Source organism: Oculatella sp. FACHB-28, from assembly GCF_014696015.1.
GTDB lineage: Bacteria > Cyanobacteriota > Cyanobacteriia > Elainellales > Elainellaceae > JAAUTN01.
The window spans coordinates 82,776-97,132 of the sequence record NZ_JACJPJ010000089.1 but is presented as its reverse complement, the minus strand read 5'-3'; the positions used below and the strand labels follow the sequence as shown (position 1 = coordinate 97,132).

The 14,357-nt window shown below is 49.1% G+C and carries 13 protein-coding genes; 7 read left to right on the top strand and 6 right to left on the bottom strand.

Annotated elements, in window-relative coordinates:
- Positions 1-10: 10 nt before the first annotated feature.
- A complete protein-coding gene (locus H6F88_RS22965; RefSeq protein ID WP_190645050.1) occupies positions 11-835 on the bottom strand; it encodes a DUF3153 domain-containing protein in 825 nt (274 codons plus the stop codon).
- Between the two features lie 256 nt (positions 836-1,091).
- On the opposite strand from H6F88_RS22965, the gene H6F88_RS22960 reads away from it, so the two are divergent.
- Both H6F88_RS22960 and H6F88_RS22955 read left to right on the top strand, forming a co-directional pair.
- On the top strand, positions 1,092-1,838 hold the full coding sequence (locus H6F88_RS22960) for a DUF554 domain-containing protein (protein ID WP_190645049.1): 747 nt from the start codon (positions 1,092-1,094) through the stop codon (positions 1,836-1,838).
- 193 nt (positions 1,839-2,031) lie between these two features.
- Positions 2,032-2,664, top strand: a complete 633-nt coding sequence (locus tag H6F88_RS22955) for a response regulator (protein ID WP_190645096.1) — start codon at positions 2,032-2,034, stop codon at positions 2,662-2,664.
- 2 nt (positions 2,665-2,666) lie between these two features.
- Here H6F88_RS22955 and H6F88_RS22950 read toward each other — a convergent pair whose 3' ends face one another.
- The 4 genes from H6F88_RS22950 to H6F88_RS22935 form a co-directional block, all read right to left on the bottom strand.
- Positions 2,667-3,083: a secondary thiamine-phosphate synthase enzyme YjbQ gene (locus H6F88_RS22950; RefSeq protein WP_190645048.1), complete on the bottom strand. Its 417-nt coding sequence runs from the start codon at positions 3,081-3,083 to the stop codon at positions 2,667-2,669.
- Positions 3,080-3,421, bottom strand: coding sequence for a hypothetical protein (locus tag H6F88_RS22945; protein WP_190645047.1), 342 nt, complete (start codon positions 3,419-3,421; stop codon positions 3,080-3,082). Before H6F88_RS22945 ends, H6F88_RS22950 begins: the two co-directional genes overlap by 4 nt.
- A gap of 62 nt (positions 3,422-3,483) precedes the next feature.
- Positions 3,484-3,984, bottom strand: coding sequence for a hypothetical protein (locus tag H6F88_RS22940; protein ID WP_190645095.1), 501 nt, complete (start codon positions 3,982-3,984; stop codon positions 3,484-3,486).
- A gap of 161 nt (positions 3,985-4,145) precedes the next feature.
- Positions 4,146-5,219, bottom strand: coding sequence for a glycosyl transferase (locus H6F88_RS22935; protein WP_190645046.1), 1,074 nt, complete (start codon positions 5,217-5,219; stop codon positions 4,146-4,148).
- 226 nt (positions 5,220-5,445) lie between these two features.
- On the opposite strand from H6F88_RS22935, the gene H6F88_RS22930 reads away from it, so the two are divergent.
- Together H6F88_RS22930 and H6F88_RS22925 are read left to right on the top strand one after the other, a co-directional pair.
- Complete coding sequence (locus H6F88_RS22930) at positions 5,446-6,036, top strand: lysozyme inhibitor LprI family protein (RefSeq protein ID WP_190645045.1); 591 nt, start codon at positions 5,446-5,448, stop codon at positions 6,034-6,036.
- 152 nt (positions 6,037-6,188) lie between these two features.
- Positions 6,189-6,710, top strand: a complete 522-nt coding sequence (locus tag H6F88_RS22925; protein WP_190645044.1) for a dihydrofolate reductase — start codon at positions 6,189-6,191, stop codon at positions 6,708-6,710.
- 9 nt (positions 6,711-6,719) lie between these two features.
- Here the strand turns inward: H6F88_RS22925 and H6F88_RS22920 are convergent, their stop codons facing one another.
- Positions 6,720-8,090, bottom strand: a complete 1,371-nt coding sequence (locus H6F88_RS22920; protein ID WP_347277735.1) for a phospholipase D-like domain-containing protein — start codon at positions 8,088-8,090, stop codon at positions 6,720-6,722.
- Between the two features lie 670 nt (positions 8,091-8,760).
- Between H6F88_RS22920 and H6F88_RS22915 the strand changes: the two genes are divergently transcribed.
- The 3 genes from H6F88_RS22915 (at position 8,761) to H6F88_RS22905 (ending at position 14,331) form a co-directional block, all read left to right on the top strand.
- Positions 8,761-10,107, top strand: coding sequence for a general stress protein (locus H6F88_RS22915; RefSeq protein ID WP_190645043.1), 1,347 nt, complete (start codon positions 8,761-8,763; stop codon positions 10,105-10,107).
- Between the two features lie 22 nt (positions 10,108-10,129).
- Positions 10,130-10,912, top strand: a complete 783-nt coding sequence (locus H6F88_RS22910) for a transglutaminase family protein (protein ID WP_190645042.1) — start codon at positions 10,130-10,132, stop codon at positions 10,910-10,912.
- 704 nt (positions 10,913-11,616) lie between these two features.
- Positions 11,617-14,331: a DUF3536 domain-containing protein gene (locus H6F88_RS22905; protein ID WP_190645041.1), complete on the top strand. Its 2,715-nt coding sequence runs from the start codon at positions 11,617-11,619 to the stop codon at positions 14,329-14,331.
- Positions 14,332-14,357: the final 26 nt, after the last annotated feature.

Sequence of the window (14,357 nt, the reverse complement as noted above, 5' to 3'; positions counted from 1 at the left end):
AGAAAGGGAGCTATATTTCTGGTGCTGATTCGACCGCTGATATTTCGGGTTGAGGTTCCAGGAGAGATTTTACGAAACTGCCGCTGATAACGAGTAGGGCGATCGCCACACTGCCGATTCCAAGCGGACTGGGAATCCAAAAGATAGCTTCCAGGTGATTCATTTCTCCCGGTTTGAGCATCCAGACAAGCTGCTTTCCCTGGCGCACGGCTTCGCTAGAGGAATTGACACTACGGGCACCCCAGGGACTATCCAGGCTAAATTCTAGATCGATCAGAGATCCAGGACTGACCAACAGATTGCCCTTGCTAGAGAGAACACCAAGCGATCGCAAATCCAGATCAAAGCTAAGGCGATTGCGCTCTAGCAGCAGCAGATTGCTTTCGGTTAACGTCAGATGCGAGGTGAGTTCGGGCAAGCCTAATTCAGCAGTGGAATCATCAACAGAAGCTTCTGCCTGGCTTTGAAAGAACTGATTAAACTTCTCCTCCAGATCTGCCCCGTTGTTAAACGGAATCGTCACCCGCAACTCTTGATCCGAGACGCGCTTGACCCGCCCACCCAACTGCTTAGTCCGTTGCTCAACGCTACGAAGCCATTCCTGGGCAGCATCACTAAAGCTAGTGAGGCGATCGCTCAACCGCACATGCTGTACAAGGGTTCCATGATTCTGGCTGTCGTAGTGAACACCCACGTCATACTTAACGCAGCCAGAGAGAAACAGAGCCGCAATCAGAATAATCCAAAATACCCGCAGCCGAACTAAAACTCGGATCAGGAGTTTTAGCGCTGTGACCACTAGAGAAGCAAATGTAGATGAGGAAGATCTACGCATGGAAGGGTTCCGGGTGAGTCAATGCGATAAAGTTGCTTAGATAGAAGCATACTCCAAACTGCAAAACCACAAATCCCTGTAGAGGCGAAGCGTTCGGGCAAAGAACTTTGTTGTGAGCTAGAAAATGCTTGCCGAATGCTTCGCCCTTATAGAGTGAAGATGCGAGTTCACGCAACAGTAGGATTTTTTCGTGCAGGCGTAATGGTTGAATAGGTGACGGAATTGCTAAATTCCATCACTTATTTGCAGCGCGTCTATGGCACTCGATTTTTGGGTAAGAACCAGCGGCACCTGGATTAATGTCATTACAGTTGTTTTGGGTACTGCGCTAGGGCTGTTTCTGCGGGGGCGGCTACCTGGACAGATGCAGAAGGTGATTACTCAGGGCTTAGGGTTGGTGACGCTGTTCATCGGCTTTAGCATGGCTGGAAGTTTGCGAGAGGCGCAGGCAGGTCAGGTCGATGGAGTAATTTTAGGGTTGCTGGCGCTTGTCCTGGGTGGGCTACTGGGTGAATGGTGGAAGTTAGAGCTTCTCCTAGAAGCGGTAGGCAATTGGTTGAAGCATCGGTTTAAAGGCAAAGGCAGCTTTACGGAAGGATTTGTCGCCGCTAGTCTATTGTTCTGTGTGGGTCCGCTGGCGTTAATTGGCAGTCTAAATAACGGCTTAGTCGGCAACAACACGTTGCTAACGCTGAAGGCTTCGATGGATGGACTAGCAGCGATCGCCCTCACCAGCAGCTTTGGCATTGGTGTTGGCTTTTCTGCCCTTTCTATCCTCATTTACCAGGGCGGAATTTCTCTGGCGGCAGGGGCGCTTGCCCAAACACTGCCTGATCCGGCTACTGCGCCCCAGGTGATGCTGATTACAGGCGTAGGAGGGCTAATGATTATGGGGTTAGGGCTAAATTTGCTGGAGGTTGCTCAGGTCAGAATTGCTTCCTTTTTACCCGCTTTGCTGTTGAGTTCGTTGCTGTATGCGATCGCTGCTCGGCTGACGTCATAGTAAACTTCTCACCGATGCCACTCCAGCTGTTTCTGCTGTTGTTGAAAACGTTGAAACTCTTAAGTTGGGCTTAACTTGCCGATTCTTACTGGTAATCTAGAATTCGTTAGGTTAGTCTGTCGGTGGCTTGGACTGTAGCCAGATCTTTCCCGAAAGAAGTGCCCCTATGAATTCATTCTCCGAACTGCCACCCATGCGGGTTTTGATTGTCGAAGATGACCCAATGATGCAGCTAGGGTTAGAGCAGTCTTTAGCAGCTTATCCCAACATTGAAGTTGTGGGTCGAGTGGATGACGGCTATTTAGCAGTTGAAGAAGCCCTCAAGCTGAAGCCCGACATTATTGTGATGGATATTGGGTTGCCTCGATTGGACGGCATTGCTGCAACCCAGCAAATCAAACAATCACTCAAAGAGGTACGCATTGTCATGCTCACCTCTCACACTACGGAGAATGAGGTGATTGGGGCGCTCTCTAGCGGTGCGGATGCTTATTGCGTCAAAGGCACGAGCGTTGATCGGTTGTTGGCAGCGATCGCCGCTGCTCAAGAAGGAGCCAGCTATCTTGATCCCCACGTTGCCCGCCGAGTTTTAGATCATTTGAAGCCTCCGACGCAAACTGATGTAGGCGCAGTTGGTCAACTTTCACAACGAGAGCTAGAAGTGCTCAAGCTAATGGTCGAAGGCTATAGCAACCCAGAAATTGCCGCTGCCCTTTACCTCAGCCCCAACACGGTCAAAACCCACGTTCGTGGAATCATGAACAAGCTTGCGGTAGACGATCGGGTGCAGGCTGCGGTCGTTGCATTGCGTGCAGGAATTGTGTAAGCCTAATCGCCGCTAATATGCACTAGCACCTCACGCAGGTGGCTGTGCTGCCGATGTTCCCAGACATAAATGCCCTGCCAGGTTCCCAGCATGAGCCGACCGTGGGCGATCGGAATTTGCTCTGAGGTGTGAGTCAAAACGGTACGAATGTGGGCAGGCATATCATCTGGACCTTCGGTGCTGTGGATGTAGCGATCGCCCTCAGGCACCAGCTTTGCCAAAAAATTTGCCAGATCTCGCAGCACATCGGGGTCAGCATTCTCTTGAATAATTAAACTGGCTGACGTGTGCCGTAAAAATAACGTACATAGCCCGGTGCTAATACCCGACTTAGACACAGCAGACTCGATTTTTGATGTGATCTTATGAATCGATTTGCCGTTGGTCTTGACTTTGACTAATTGCTGGTAATGACTCATGAAACGGATTCTGCCTGAGCGGTGTCAGTTGGGCTAGCAGTGTCAGTGAGGCTGCTATCGGGCAGTACAGCATCACCCTCGCTCTCAACAGCCTGATGTTCTTCCAGTTCCATGCTTGCAGAATCGTCTTCCGTTTGGTTGGCTGCCTGATCTGCTTCAGCCTCTGACGCATCTAGCGATTCTGATTCTGGGTTAAGCCAGGGAGAGTCGTAACGGTGCCAGGGCAAGATCGGCTCATTTGGCAACTGGCGCGTCAGAACCGTGATATTAGACATATCGGGTTCTGGCAAACGGATACGCTTCTCAAGCACAGAGCTATCAGTTGGTTTAGCTTCCATAAGTTAGCGGTTATCTCAAGCAATTTGCAGCGGCATTTCTCAAGCACGAACCCCGATCAGATTCATATCAGGAAATAAACTACCACCATATGCATTAACATCACCACAGCAATTACCCAAGTAGCATAAGCGGCGTACCTCAAAGTTTGAGAAACATCATCAAGTCGCTGCTTATTTGCATTATAAGTCTCGGTCAAATTAACTAGCATCTGTAGCTGGTATTCGTCTGGTGACAAAACCAGATATTTCTCCAAAAATTTACGGTCTTCTAAATTCGGGCTAACTGCCACCTGGCGAGGGAGAAATGCCCTTACTAGTAGCGTGAAACTGATTAAAAACCCAATCACTTCAGTGATGCTAAACGGGCTGGGGATCATCATCAAACGGGAAATGTTGAGGCTGGTCAGCAAAGCCCCATTCGTGACAAAGAGAATGTTGAGCTTTGTCGTGAGAATTTGACTTTGCTCTCTCTGCTCGGTCAGCACAAGGCGCACGTCCTTAGCGGCCAGCTCTATCGTTGAAACGGCAACACTCTCTGTTGGAGTTTCTACTAAAGCTGTCATGCCCGATTCGGCAGGAATGGGTTGGTTTGTGAAAGTTTCAGTTTTCTCTTCGGCTTCCTCAGAAACCAGATTCTGGTCAAACGAGTTGACTGCTGCTGTCATGGGTTGGGCGGGTTGAAGTTCAGCAAAGCGATGTCAATAGCGATGTCAATAAAGCTATGTTAATAGAAATAATCTTTGACGGACTGAGCGATCGCCTCATTCCCATCAACTGCTAAAGGCTGTGACTGTCGAGGTGGCTGCATGGGTTCTCGCAAAAACTGCCAGTCGCCAAAGAACTCAGCAGGCTGCAAAATTCGATGGTGGGCGTAGTCCTGAATGCCTTCCAGCAAAATGGGCGACTCAGCAAAGTCCTCACGGGTAACAGAAACGATTGGCACTCCTAGACGGCAAGCTTCAGCAAAAGTGCTGTATCCAGGCTTTGAGACAACTCGACCGCAAAGTGGCATAAAATCTACGGGTCGGTAGTGACGGTCGGTAATCTTGAGCAAATTTGGCAAATCGGGAGCTTGACGGTCAAAGGTAATAAACTGCCAATCAGCGAAATTTTCTAAATTTTGGTAGGGAATTTGGTCAAGCCCTAAGCCGCCAAAGGTCAGCAAGGTAGTTTGTTCTGGTGGTTTAGTCAGATTAAACTTTGTCCGCAATTCCTCGATCACATAGCGGGGTGAACCGCCGGTCAGTCCCACATCAGTGATGTGAGGAAAGGCAGACATCGGCTCATGAAATGGTAGGCGAAAGAGGCGATCGCATTCCCCAAAGCGCTCAACAATCCAGTCTGCCATCTCAACAAACTCACCGCCCCAGGCACGGTAGATAAAATCCCAGCCAAAATTACTGATCATCCAGCAGGGAACGTGGGCAGCGTGGGCGATCGCCGTTGCTAACGGTGGAATATCTGCCAGCACCAGACCAACCCGATTCTGCTTAATAAAGGTCACTTCCGAGGCAATCAGTGAATTTGCCTGTGCCCGAATCTGCTTCAGCTTTTCCAACGTAGCGGGTTTGTCCATTGTGATACTGTCACTTTGCAGCACCCCCACATCAAACCCACGCGGACGATGAATGAAATCACTCTGAATGTAAGAATCTAGCAGCCAGCGAGGAGCCGTCGTCACCAGCGCAATGACCATTTCAGGGCAGAGCCGCTTAATTTCGCTCACTACTGCTGCTGTGCGGGTGGCGTGACCAAAGCCATGATTGGTAATTGCAACGTAAAGAATGGGTTCAGGCATTGACAGATCCAGGACAGAACAGACTCACGGTGAAGTCTCCTGTCAAAATACTCATTTTTCAGACCATCAACAAGATGCTTTGCCGCTTTGCCCTTAAAGCAAACTGCTTGAATCTGCCATTTATGGAGAATATGCTGCAATTTTAAGTCTTTTGACTCTATAGCAGGTTGCTCAAGTCTATTGATTTTGCTTTTACTGTATCTAAAACCGTTTAAGGGAAAAATTGATGTTTACAGCCAAACACCTACCTGGATTGCTGGCGATCCTGCTTTTGGCGATCGCTCCTGGCTGCTTTTCTCGCAGTCAAGACTCTCCTCAAGCGAGTTCAGCCAGCCCAGCTAACCCTACCCAAACTTCAACCGCGGCTTCTCCGGTCGAACCTGCTACCCCTTCACCAGAGTCAGAGTCAGAACCGTCCCAAGCAGTACCTCCCCAAGCGGCACCTGAACCTACAGCCCCGGCGGCTAGCTCCTCGGCTCCTGATACTACATCGGCTCAAGCATCGGCTCCATCAGCAGACTGTGCCAATGCTCAAACCCAAGCTGAAATCAACCAGTGCGCTCAGGCGTCTTATGAAACAGCTGACAAAGAGCTAAATCGGGTTTATCAGGAACTCAAGTCCAGCCTCAACAGCCAGGAACAGGAAGAGCTGATTGACGCAGAACTCGCCTGGATTGAGTATCGCGACCAAACCTGCGAGGCAGAGAGCAGCCAGTATGAAGGGGGCTCAATTCAACCGACGATTTACTACGGTTGCCTGGAGCGAGTCACTACAGAACGAACTGCTGAATTGCAAAGTCAGTTAGAACAGAGTTAGCTTAAAGATATCAACTTTAAGATGCAAGGGGCGCTCGCATATTCCTTCTCTAGAGACACTTTTCTAAATACCAATCAAAGGTTAAATCTGAAATGTAAACGATTGGTATTTAACTAGAATGGTTGGTTTCTTTTACCTAAATTTATCAAACAATGAAAAAACCTGAAGTAATTATCATTGCCGCTGTTGCTGAATCTAATCGAGTAATTGGTAAAAACGGCAAGCTGCCTTGGAGGATTCCTCAAGACTCCAAACGGTTTCAGGACATTACGCTGGGTCATCCCGTGATCATGGGTCGAAAAACCTGGGAATTCGATGTCGAGAAATGTCCCTTGGCAAAGCGGTTTAACATTGTTGTTTCATCCAGTCCTGAACAAGAAGATGTCTCAGAGCATTGCCATGATTACCCTTTTGAACTGGCTTTTGTTAATTCTGTTCAAGACGCTTTAAAAAATGCTGCGAATCAAGAGAAAGCTTTTATTGTGGGAGGGGCTTCCATTTACTCGCAAGCGTTAAACCTGGCAGATACGCTGGAATTAACTTTAGTAGAAGGTAACTTTGAAGGGGATACTTTTTTCCCAGACTATCAGCATTTAATCGGCAGCCAATTTAAGCTCGTGAATCAGGAAAAGCATCCGGGTTTCAGATATGAAACCTATAGGCGCATTAGCTAAAACTGCAACCTATGGACAACGGGTTTGTTCCTCTTTGATTCGCTGCTGCAAAAAAGTAGGCACGCCCAAACTTGCTCCTTCGTAAAGCCGGGCAAATTCCCGCTGAAAGTGTGCTGCAACAGTGGGATTATCAATTACCAGTAAGTTTTCGTCGTTGCTATTGTTAGCGGCTGCGCTCCAATTTTGTGACCCAGTGATGACGAGATGTTCGTCTACCATGCTGAACTTATGATGCAGCAGATCGCCTTCTGCAAGGCTGGGAGTGCCGACTGTGGCGATCGCCCCACTCCAGGGACGATTCCCCTCCTCATAGCGACACTGCCGATTCTTTAACGCAACCCCCATCATGTCTAGCGCTTCACTATAGTCCCGATAGATAAAGCCAGAATCAATCAGAGCGCGAACCTGAATGCCTTGCTGATGGCGAGTTTCCAAAACGTTGCTGAGATTCTGGTCAGAAAATACAAATAAGGCTGTATCAACTGTTTGAGTCGCAGTGTTCAAGGCTCTGCCAATTAGCCCGTTCGTGCTTTGCTGCCAGGGTAAAGAGGTTGAGGTTGGCGAAAATTGCACTGTAACGGTCGAGCCGGGTGCCAGTGTCACGGTTCGAGCGGGACGGGGTGGTTTTTGTAAGCCAAATTTGCTGTCTAAGGCTCCACCCGGACCGTCTCCCCACATCAACTCAAATTCTTGGGTATAGAGCTGAGCTAGTTCTGGGCTGTCAATTTTCACCAGGTTGTTGGCATTGCCGCTGCTGTGAGGGGCAAGAAAGTCCCCATGAACGTCACTAGTAGTCAGATTAGCCGAAGCGACAATCACCAGTCGATGATCGATCACCAGAAACTTGTGATGCATCAGGTCACTGCCTTTGGAGCCATCAGCCGTGTCGTCGATGACCGGAATCCGGGCTTGTTGCAGGATCACGAGTGCGTCATGCTGATTGATTTCGGTTGGGGTAAGCTGTCCGTCCTGATTTTGGTCTGCAAGCTGAAAGAATTCCAGGTATTTTCCTTGCTGACGCTCATCCAGTTGACCTGCTTCTTCGGCTGTAAAGCTACTCCAAGGGCGGCTATATTCGTTTTCTATGATGACGCGCACCCGTACGCCAACTCGCTGCTTTTCCTGAAGCGCTTGAGCAATCCGAGGCAGGCGAAACTCGTGGCTAGCTACATCTATTGATGATTGGGCAGTGGCGATCGCTTCCACGATGACCTGTTCTAAGTCGTCTCCTAACCGTTCCTGCAATCGATAGGGTTCGGTATAGGTCGCCGCTTGTGAATGGTTAAAGTAAACCTGAATGAATCGGTCTTGAGGTAGTGGCTCCAGTGCTGGCTGGAGGGCTGAACTTTGCCGCCAGTGGTTAAAACCCAAAAACAGCAATAGCCCCAGAACAAACAGAAGGTAAAACCGAATCCACCAGGATGATAGACGCACAACAAATCCTCACAGTTGGGCATTCACTAGGCAATGAAATGCATGGGCTGATTTTGCCCAACGGTGAGAAAGGGATAACGCGATCGCTCCAAAAAAAACCTCTGGCATTACACCAGAGGAAAGGTTCCCGAACATGAACAGAGGAGAAATTTAACTGGTTGCCACTGCTTCTTGGCGAAATGGGCCAATATCCTGAATCAATCCGCCAACCAGGCTATGACGTAACTTAGTTTTATTTAACTCACTAAATAAATATTGTTCAACTTGCAGAATAATTCAGGATCATTGGTTACAGAACTGAAAACTTTTTACGACTTTTCTCTTGAACCGAGTTTTGTCGGTTGGTCAGCATAACTGAGAGCAATCAGTCCGATTTAAGGCAGCTTTGTAGCTTTAAGATGTATTTCTTCTAACTGATTTCTCAGAGAGAAATTACATCCCTAGGGCGATGAATTCTATAGGCGAAGATCGATACAAAGAATGAGGAAAGTAAAACCAACCTTGTCCCAACTAGCGGGAGCTAGTAAGTTTCTACGCTAGCAAGTTAAAGTTTTCGATTTTAGATGACTGTGAACTTACTGGGAACTGCATTCATCCCATCTACGAGGAAGAAAATATGGTTTCGGGCAAGCAAAAGCGTGCTGTTGGGGTATTCCCCGATCGCCCTACAACGGCATCTGCACTTCAAGCGCTCCGGGATTCTGGCTTTTCGATGCGTCAGGTGACGATTGTGGCGCGAAATGCTGCTAGACAAGAGGCGATCGCTGGGGTCGAAATCAGAGATCAGAAGGGGAACCATGCGAATAAAGGGTCCACAGCAGGTGCCTTAGGGGGTGGCATTTTGGGTGGTGTCGCAGGCTTGCTGGTAGGTCTAGGTGCTCTGACCATTCCGGCACTCACTGGAATCTTTTTAGTTGGAGAAGCCGCAACCGCACTGATTACAACATTGGTTGGGGGTGCAGCAGGAGCGGCAGCAGGAGGGTTAGTCGGTGCCCTAATTGGGTTAGGTATCCCTGAGGATCGGGCGCGGACCTATAGCGATCGGGTGGCGCGGGGTGAATACTTAGTTCTGGTAAAAGGTACAGAGCCAGAGGTTCGTCGTGCCGAAGATACGTTACGGCATCAGGGTATTCGTGACCTTGGAGTTTATGATGCGCCAGGACATCGTAGCAATGTGGTAGAAAAAATAGGCGCATTGCAGGCAGTTCCAGGACGAACTGCTTATACTGAAACGCCTCTAGAAGCGCCACGAAATTTAGGGGTGGTTAAACCAGGCGATCGCAATCTTGGTCAGGTACAACCCATTCATCGAACTGAGACCCCTGTTGTGCCGTCACGAGTTAGGCAACCTGTAGACTACTCAAGCGATCGCCCAGTTGCTCGCCCGATTGGTGCAACAGCGCCCGTAACTGAGACAGTAGCAGGTAACACCAAGCGGGCAATGGGCGTGTTCTATGATCAGCACGGGTTAGAACAGGCGCTAGAAGCTCTGAGAAACTCAAACTTCACCATGCACAGAATTTCGATTGTGTCGCGCGATGGCGGACAGGAAGAAGCAGTTCACCGCAATCAACCCATAAATCCGCTTTCAAGAATTGACTCTGAAGGTCGGGTTAGACCCACCGCATCCAGTTCTTTAGGCGGGATCACAGGACTGTTAGCTGGACTGAACACGGTTATGATTCCTGGATTGGGAGAAGTTTTAGTTGTCGGCGAAGCTGCCCCAACGATCAAGTCTTCTCTGGCAGAAAGCGGAAACTTTGCCTCGGCGCTAACTCGCTTAGGTATTCCAGGAGAGCAGGCGAGAGTGTATGGCGATCGCCTCAGCGCAGGTGCCAGCTTGATCATGGTGAGCGGCACAGGCGAAGAAGCCCTCCAAGCTGCTTCTATTCTCAGCAAGCACGGTATTCAAGACTGGGGAATTTATGATGTCACCAGTGTTTCGGACTCATTTCCCCGATAGGCAGTGAAATTGCTCAACCCGTATGAAGTTTAACCTTGGCTGTCAGCTCAGCTACGCTATCAATGAATCCAGCACCCTAATTTTCAATATTGCTGTGCCTGATGGTCATCAGACCGTCATTGAAGAGGATCTAGTTATCACTCCTTCGACTCCCGTTGAGGAGTATCGCGATCCCGTTCTCAAGAATCGTTTTCTGCGGGTTAACGCTTCGGTAGGAGAGATCAAAATCTCCTACCAGGCAAGTGTCGAAAAGCCTGATGAAAAGCCTGATCCCAGCGATGTGAACGAGGTCAACATCGCTGATTTGCCACTCGAAGTAGTGCCCTATCTTTATCCCAGTCGCTACTGTCAGTCGGATCAGTTAACCCGCTTGGTAAACACCGAATTTGACCATTTGGTTCCTGGCTATTCACGAGTTACAGCAATCTGCAATTGGATTTACGACAACGTAACGTACCTTTCTGGTAGCAGTGATTCTCATACCTCTGCTTATGACACCGTGACTGAAAGAGCCGGAGTATGTCGGGATTTTGCCCATTTGGCGATCGCCTTCTGTCGAGCATTAGGAATCCCGGCTCGGTTTGTTACCTGCTATGCCTATAAGCTATATCCGCCCGACTTCCACGCCTGCTTAGAAGCTTACCTGGAAGGTGGTTGGTACTTGTTTGATCCCACTCGATTAGTCCCACTAGACGGGGTCGTTCGCATTGGAATCGGGCGTGATGCGGCTGATGTAGCGTTTGCAAATCTGTTTGGAGCTGTCGAGATGAAACAAATGAATGTGTTCATCGATCGTCACAAATAGAATGATTTGCAAAGCATAAACTCAACCAGCGAACATTAGAGATTGTGAATCCCAATAGTTTCAATCATTTAGGATTGCTATAGCAGTCGACCCTGAAACATCTTTTGATCCCTGAATTAGAATTTGTAGGGACTGTTTCTAGAAATGATGATGCCTTCTCTCGTGGCAATTTGATAACGATTTTTCGCTCAATACTCAAAAATAGTGAAACTTTGTTATGAACTGTTAAAACTCGATAGGCGGGAGCGCTATGCAGTTTAGCTTTGAAAATACTTCGAAAAATTTTGCTGTGTTCAATAGCCCTGCCTTCTAAAGTTGAGCGGCAACAGTAGCGGACGATTGCATTCAGCCAGAGGACTGATTCCGATTTCTACTAAGTTGCGTTCCAGCTAAGCTTTTCAGACTCAAATTTCAGCTAGGTTGCACCAGGTCAAGCCTATAGCTGCAACATTTGACCAATCTGTTCAATTTTTAGTGGGCTAGCTCTAAACCCTGCTTTGCTACTGGATTTAATACGACTGCTTAATGCAGGGTGATCCCCATCAGTATTTTTAGATTTTGATCCTCATTTGAAGCTATGACGCTTGCAGAAGCAAAGTAGCCCTCGAACACATATGGCTTTGGGGATCACTTGGTGAATAAAGCTTTCCGAATCTAAGCTTGCGTATTTCTACTTCAAATCAATTCAATTTGGACAAAGCTTCATGACTTCTGGCAATTTAGAATCTTTTGCGCGATCGCTAACTCTAGAGGATACCAAATTGGGAGTTGATCCCCGTTTGTCTTCTGAGATTAACCAAACTCAATCGCCCCCCACAGGCGATCCCCGTGCAGAACATGATCCTCTACGGACTGCGCTAGGGGTTTACGTCACGGTTCATGGACACTTTTATCAGCCACCTCGTGAGAATCCTTATTTAAATGCGATCGAGCGTCAATCCAGCGCAGCACCGTTCCACGACTGGAATGAGCGAATTCACCACGAATGCTATCGTCCCAATGCGTTTGCGCGGATTTTGAATGATCGAGGTGAACTAGTCGGGATCGTCAACAACTACGAATACCTCAGCTTCAATATTGGCCCAACACTGATGAGTTGGTTGGAGCGTTATGACATAGAAACTTACCGACGCATCCTGGAAGCAGATCGCAAAAGCTGTGAGCGGTTGAATGGGCACGGAAATGCGATCGCCCAGGCATATAACCACATGATCTTGCCGCTGGCTAACGAGCGCGACAAATACACCCAAATTCGCTGGGGCAAGGTGGACTTCCGTTCTCGATTTGGGCGTGATCCCGAGGGGATGTGGCTAGCCGAAACGGCCGTAGACTACGCCACGTTAGAAGCTCTGGTATCAGAAGGAATTCGTTTTATTGTCCTGGCTCCTTCCCAAGCGCAGCGTTGCCGTCCCTTACCCAACCGGGATCAGGCAGATTCTCCCTGGCGTGAGGTTGGCGGTGGTCAAATTGATCCGATTCAGCCTTACCGCTGCTTCTTACCTAATGGCGATCGCAACCGCGACTACATCGACATTTTCTTTTATGACGGCCCGATCTCCCGCGATATGGGCTTTAACGATGTTTTGAGCAGTTCCCAACACTTTGCCGGCCGCATCGGGCAGGCCGTGCGTGGGGATCATCGCTCTGCCCAGTTGATTTCAGTCGCAACCGATGGTGAAACCTTTGGGCACCACAAGAGAGGTACTGAGAAAGCGTTAGCTTACGCGCTAACCGAAGAGTTTCCTCAACGCGGTTGGACAGTCACCAATTTTGCTCACTTCCTCAGCCTCAATCCGCCCACTTGGGAAGTTGAACTGAAGCCTGTTACAGCCTGGAGTTGCTCTCATGGAGTTGGTCGCTGGCAGGAAGACTGCGGCTGTGGAGGTGGTGGCTTGTGGAATCAACAGTGGCGACGACCGCTGCGTGATTCGCTCGATTGGCTGCGGGATCAGTTAGTCAGAGTATACGAAGAGGCAGGTGCAAAGCTGTTTCGAGCTCCCTGGCAGGCGCGGGATGAATACATTGACGTGGTACGCGATCGCAGCCCCAACAGCATCAACCGCTTTCTGGCTCAGCACCAATCGCACAAACTTACCGCTAGTGAGAAAGTGGATGCGCTGCGCCTCTTAGAGATGCAACGTCATACCCTGCTGATGTACACAAGCTGCGGCTGGTTCTTTGAAGAACTGTCTCGCCCAGAAGGGGTGCAGATCTTGCGCTATGCGGCTCGGGCGATCGAGTTGGCAGGAGATGTTGCTGGAATTCAGCTAGAGAAGAATTTTGTCAAACGCCTTACCGCTGCCCCTAGCAACGTTGACGTATTTCAAAATGGCGCTGAGGTTTACAGACAACTTGTTGCCCCAGCTCAAATTACTCCGGCTCAAGTTGCAGCTCACTATGCCATTAGCTCTCTGTTTACGCCCTATTCTCAGGATCAGCGAGTTTACTGCTACACCGTTCATCAAGCCGATTACCAGCTCCAGCGGATGGGATCGCTAACGCTAGCGGTAGGGCAAATTCAGATGATCTCTGAGATCACGCGAGAGAGTACAAACCTTGTGTTTGCCGTTTTACATTTGGGCGGCTGGGATTTTCACTGCTGCATTCAACCCTTTACGGGACGGCGCAGCTACAGCCAGCTTAAGGAAAACTTGTTTGAAGCACTTAAGCAGGCCAGTGCCGCTCAAACCATTCTGACGATGAGCCGCCTGTTTGGGGATCAGTCCTTCAGTTTGCAAGACCTGTTTGCTGAAGAACGCCATCGAATCATGCGGCTGCTGAGTCAGGAAACTCTAACCCGACTAGATCAGCTTTACACTCAGGTTTATCGGGACAACTACGGCGTGCTGATGGCATTTCATCGGGATCACCTGGAAGTACCGCAAGAGCTTCAGGTCGCAGCCGAAATTGCCATTGGGCATCGAGCCGTCGTTTCCTTGCAGGCGCTAGAGCGGGAAACGAGTGATTTGACCAGCATTAATCTCCAGCTTTGCCTGAGTCACCTGGCAGAACTAGAGGCGATCGCCACGGAAGCCAATCACCTGCACTGTCAGCTTAAAGTGCCCGAAATCAGCCAAATTCTGGAGCGACTAATCTTGCGATCGCTCTGGCATCTGCTGCACAACTTCAACCCCAAGACCGTTGAAACAGACACGCAGCTGTTAGAACGACTGATTGATCTGGGGAATCAACTGCATCTCAATCTGCCGCTTGACCGAGTGCAAGAGCTTTACCTGAAAAGTTTGCACAACGAAATCTTGCCCCAGTTTTCTCTATGGCAGATTTATCAGCATGAAACTCAAAAGGGTGGTCAAACTTCCCAAGTCTCAGGAGCCTGGGATCAATCTCAGATTCGTCAATTGCTCCTACTGGGACAAAAGCTATCCTTAGACGTTAGTCCCTGGCTAAGTCAGCTGTAGTCTTGTGTTCGTTGTTTCCTCTTTTG

Coding starts and splice junctions, on each gene's coding strand:
- H6F88_RS22965 (WP_190645050.1), bottom strand. CDS start 835: ATGCGTAGATCTTCCTCATCTACATTTGCTTCTCTAGTGGTCACAGCG.
- H6F88_RS22960 (WP_190645049.1), top strand. CDS start 1,092: ATGGCACTCGATTTTTGGGTAAGAACCAGCGGCACCTGGATTAATGTC.
- H6F88_RS22955 (WP_190645096.1), top strand. CDS start 2,032: ATGCGGGTTTTGATTGTCGAAGATGACCCAATGATGCAGCTAGGGTTA.
- H6F88_RS22950 (WP_190645048.1), bottom strand. CDS start 3,083: ATGAGTCATTACCAGCAATTAGTCAAAGTCAAGACCAACGGCAAATCG.
- H6F88_RS22945 (WP_190645047.1), bottom strand. CDS start 3,421: ATGGAAGCTAAACCAACTGATAGCTCTGTGCTTGAGAAGCGTATCCGT.
- H6F88_RS22940 (WP_190645095.1), bottom strand. CDS start 3,984: ATGACAGCTTTAGTAGAAACTCCAACAGAGAGTGTTGCCGTTTCAACG.
- H6F88_RS22935 (WP_190645046.1), bottom strand. CDS start 5,219: ATGCCTGAACCCATTCTTTACGTTGCAATTACCAATCATGGCTTTGGT.
- H6F88_RS22930 (WP_190645045.1), top strand. CDS start 5,446: ATGTTTACAGCCAAACACCTACCTGGATTGCTGGCGATCCTGCTTTTG.
- H6F88_RS22925 (WP_190645044.1), top strand. CDS start 6,189: ATGAAAAAACCTGAAGTAATTATCATTGCCGCTGTTGCTGAATCTAAT.
- H6F88_RS22915 (WP_190645043.1), top strand. CDS start 8,761: ATGGTTTCGGGCAAGCAAAAGCGTGCTGTTGGGGTATTCCCCGATCGC.
- H6F88_RS22910 (WP_190645042.1), top strand. CDS start 10,130: ATGAAGTTTAACCTTGGCTGTCAGCTCAGCTACGCTATCAATGAATCC.
- H6F88_RS22905 (WP_190645041.1), top strand. CDS start 11,617: ATGACTTCTGGCAATTTAGAATCTTTTGCGCGATCGCTAACTCTAGAG.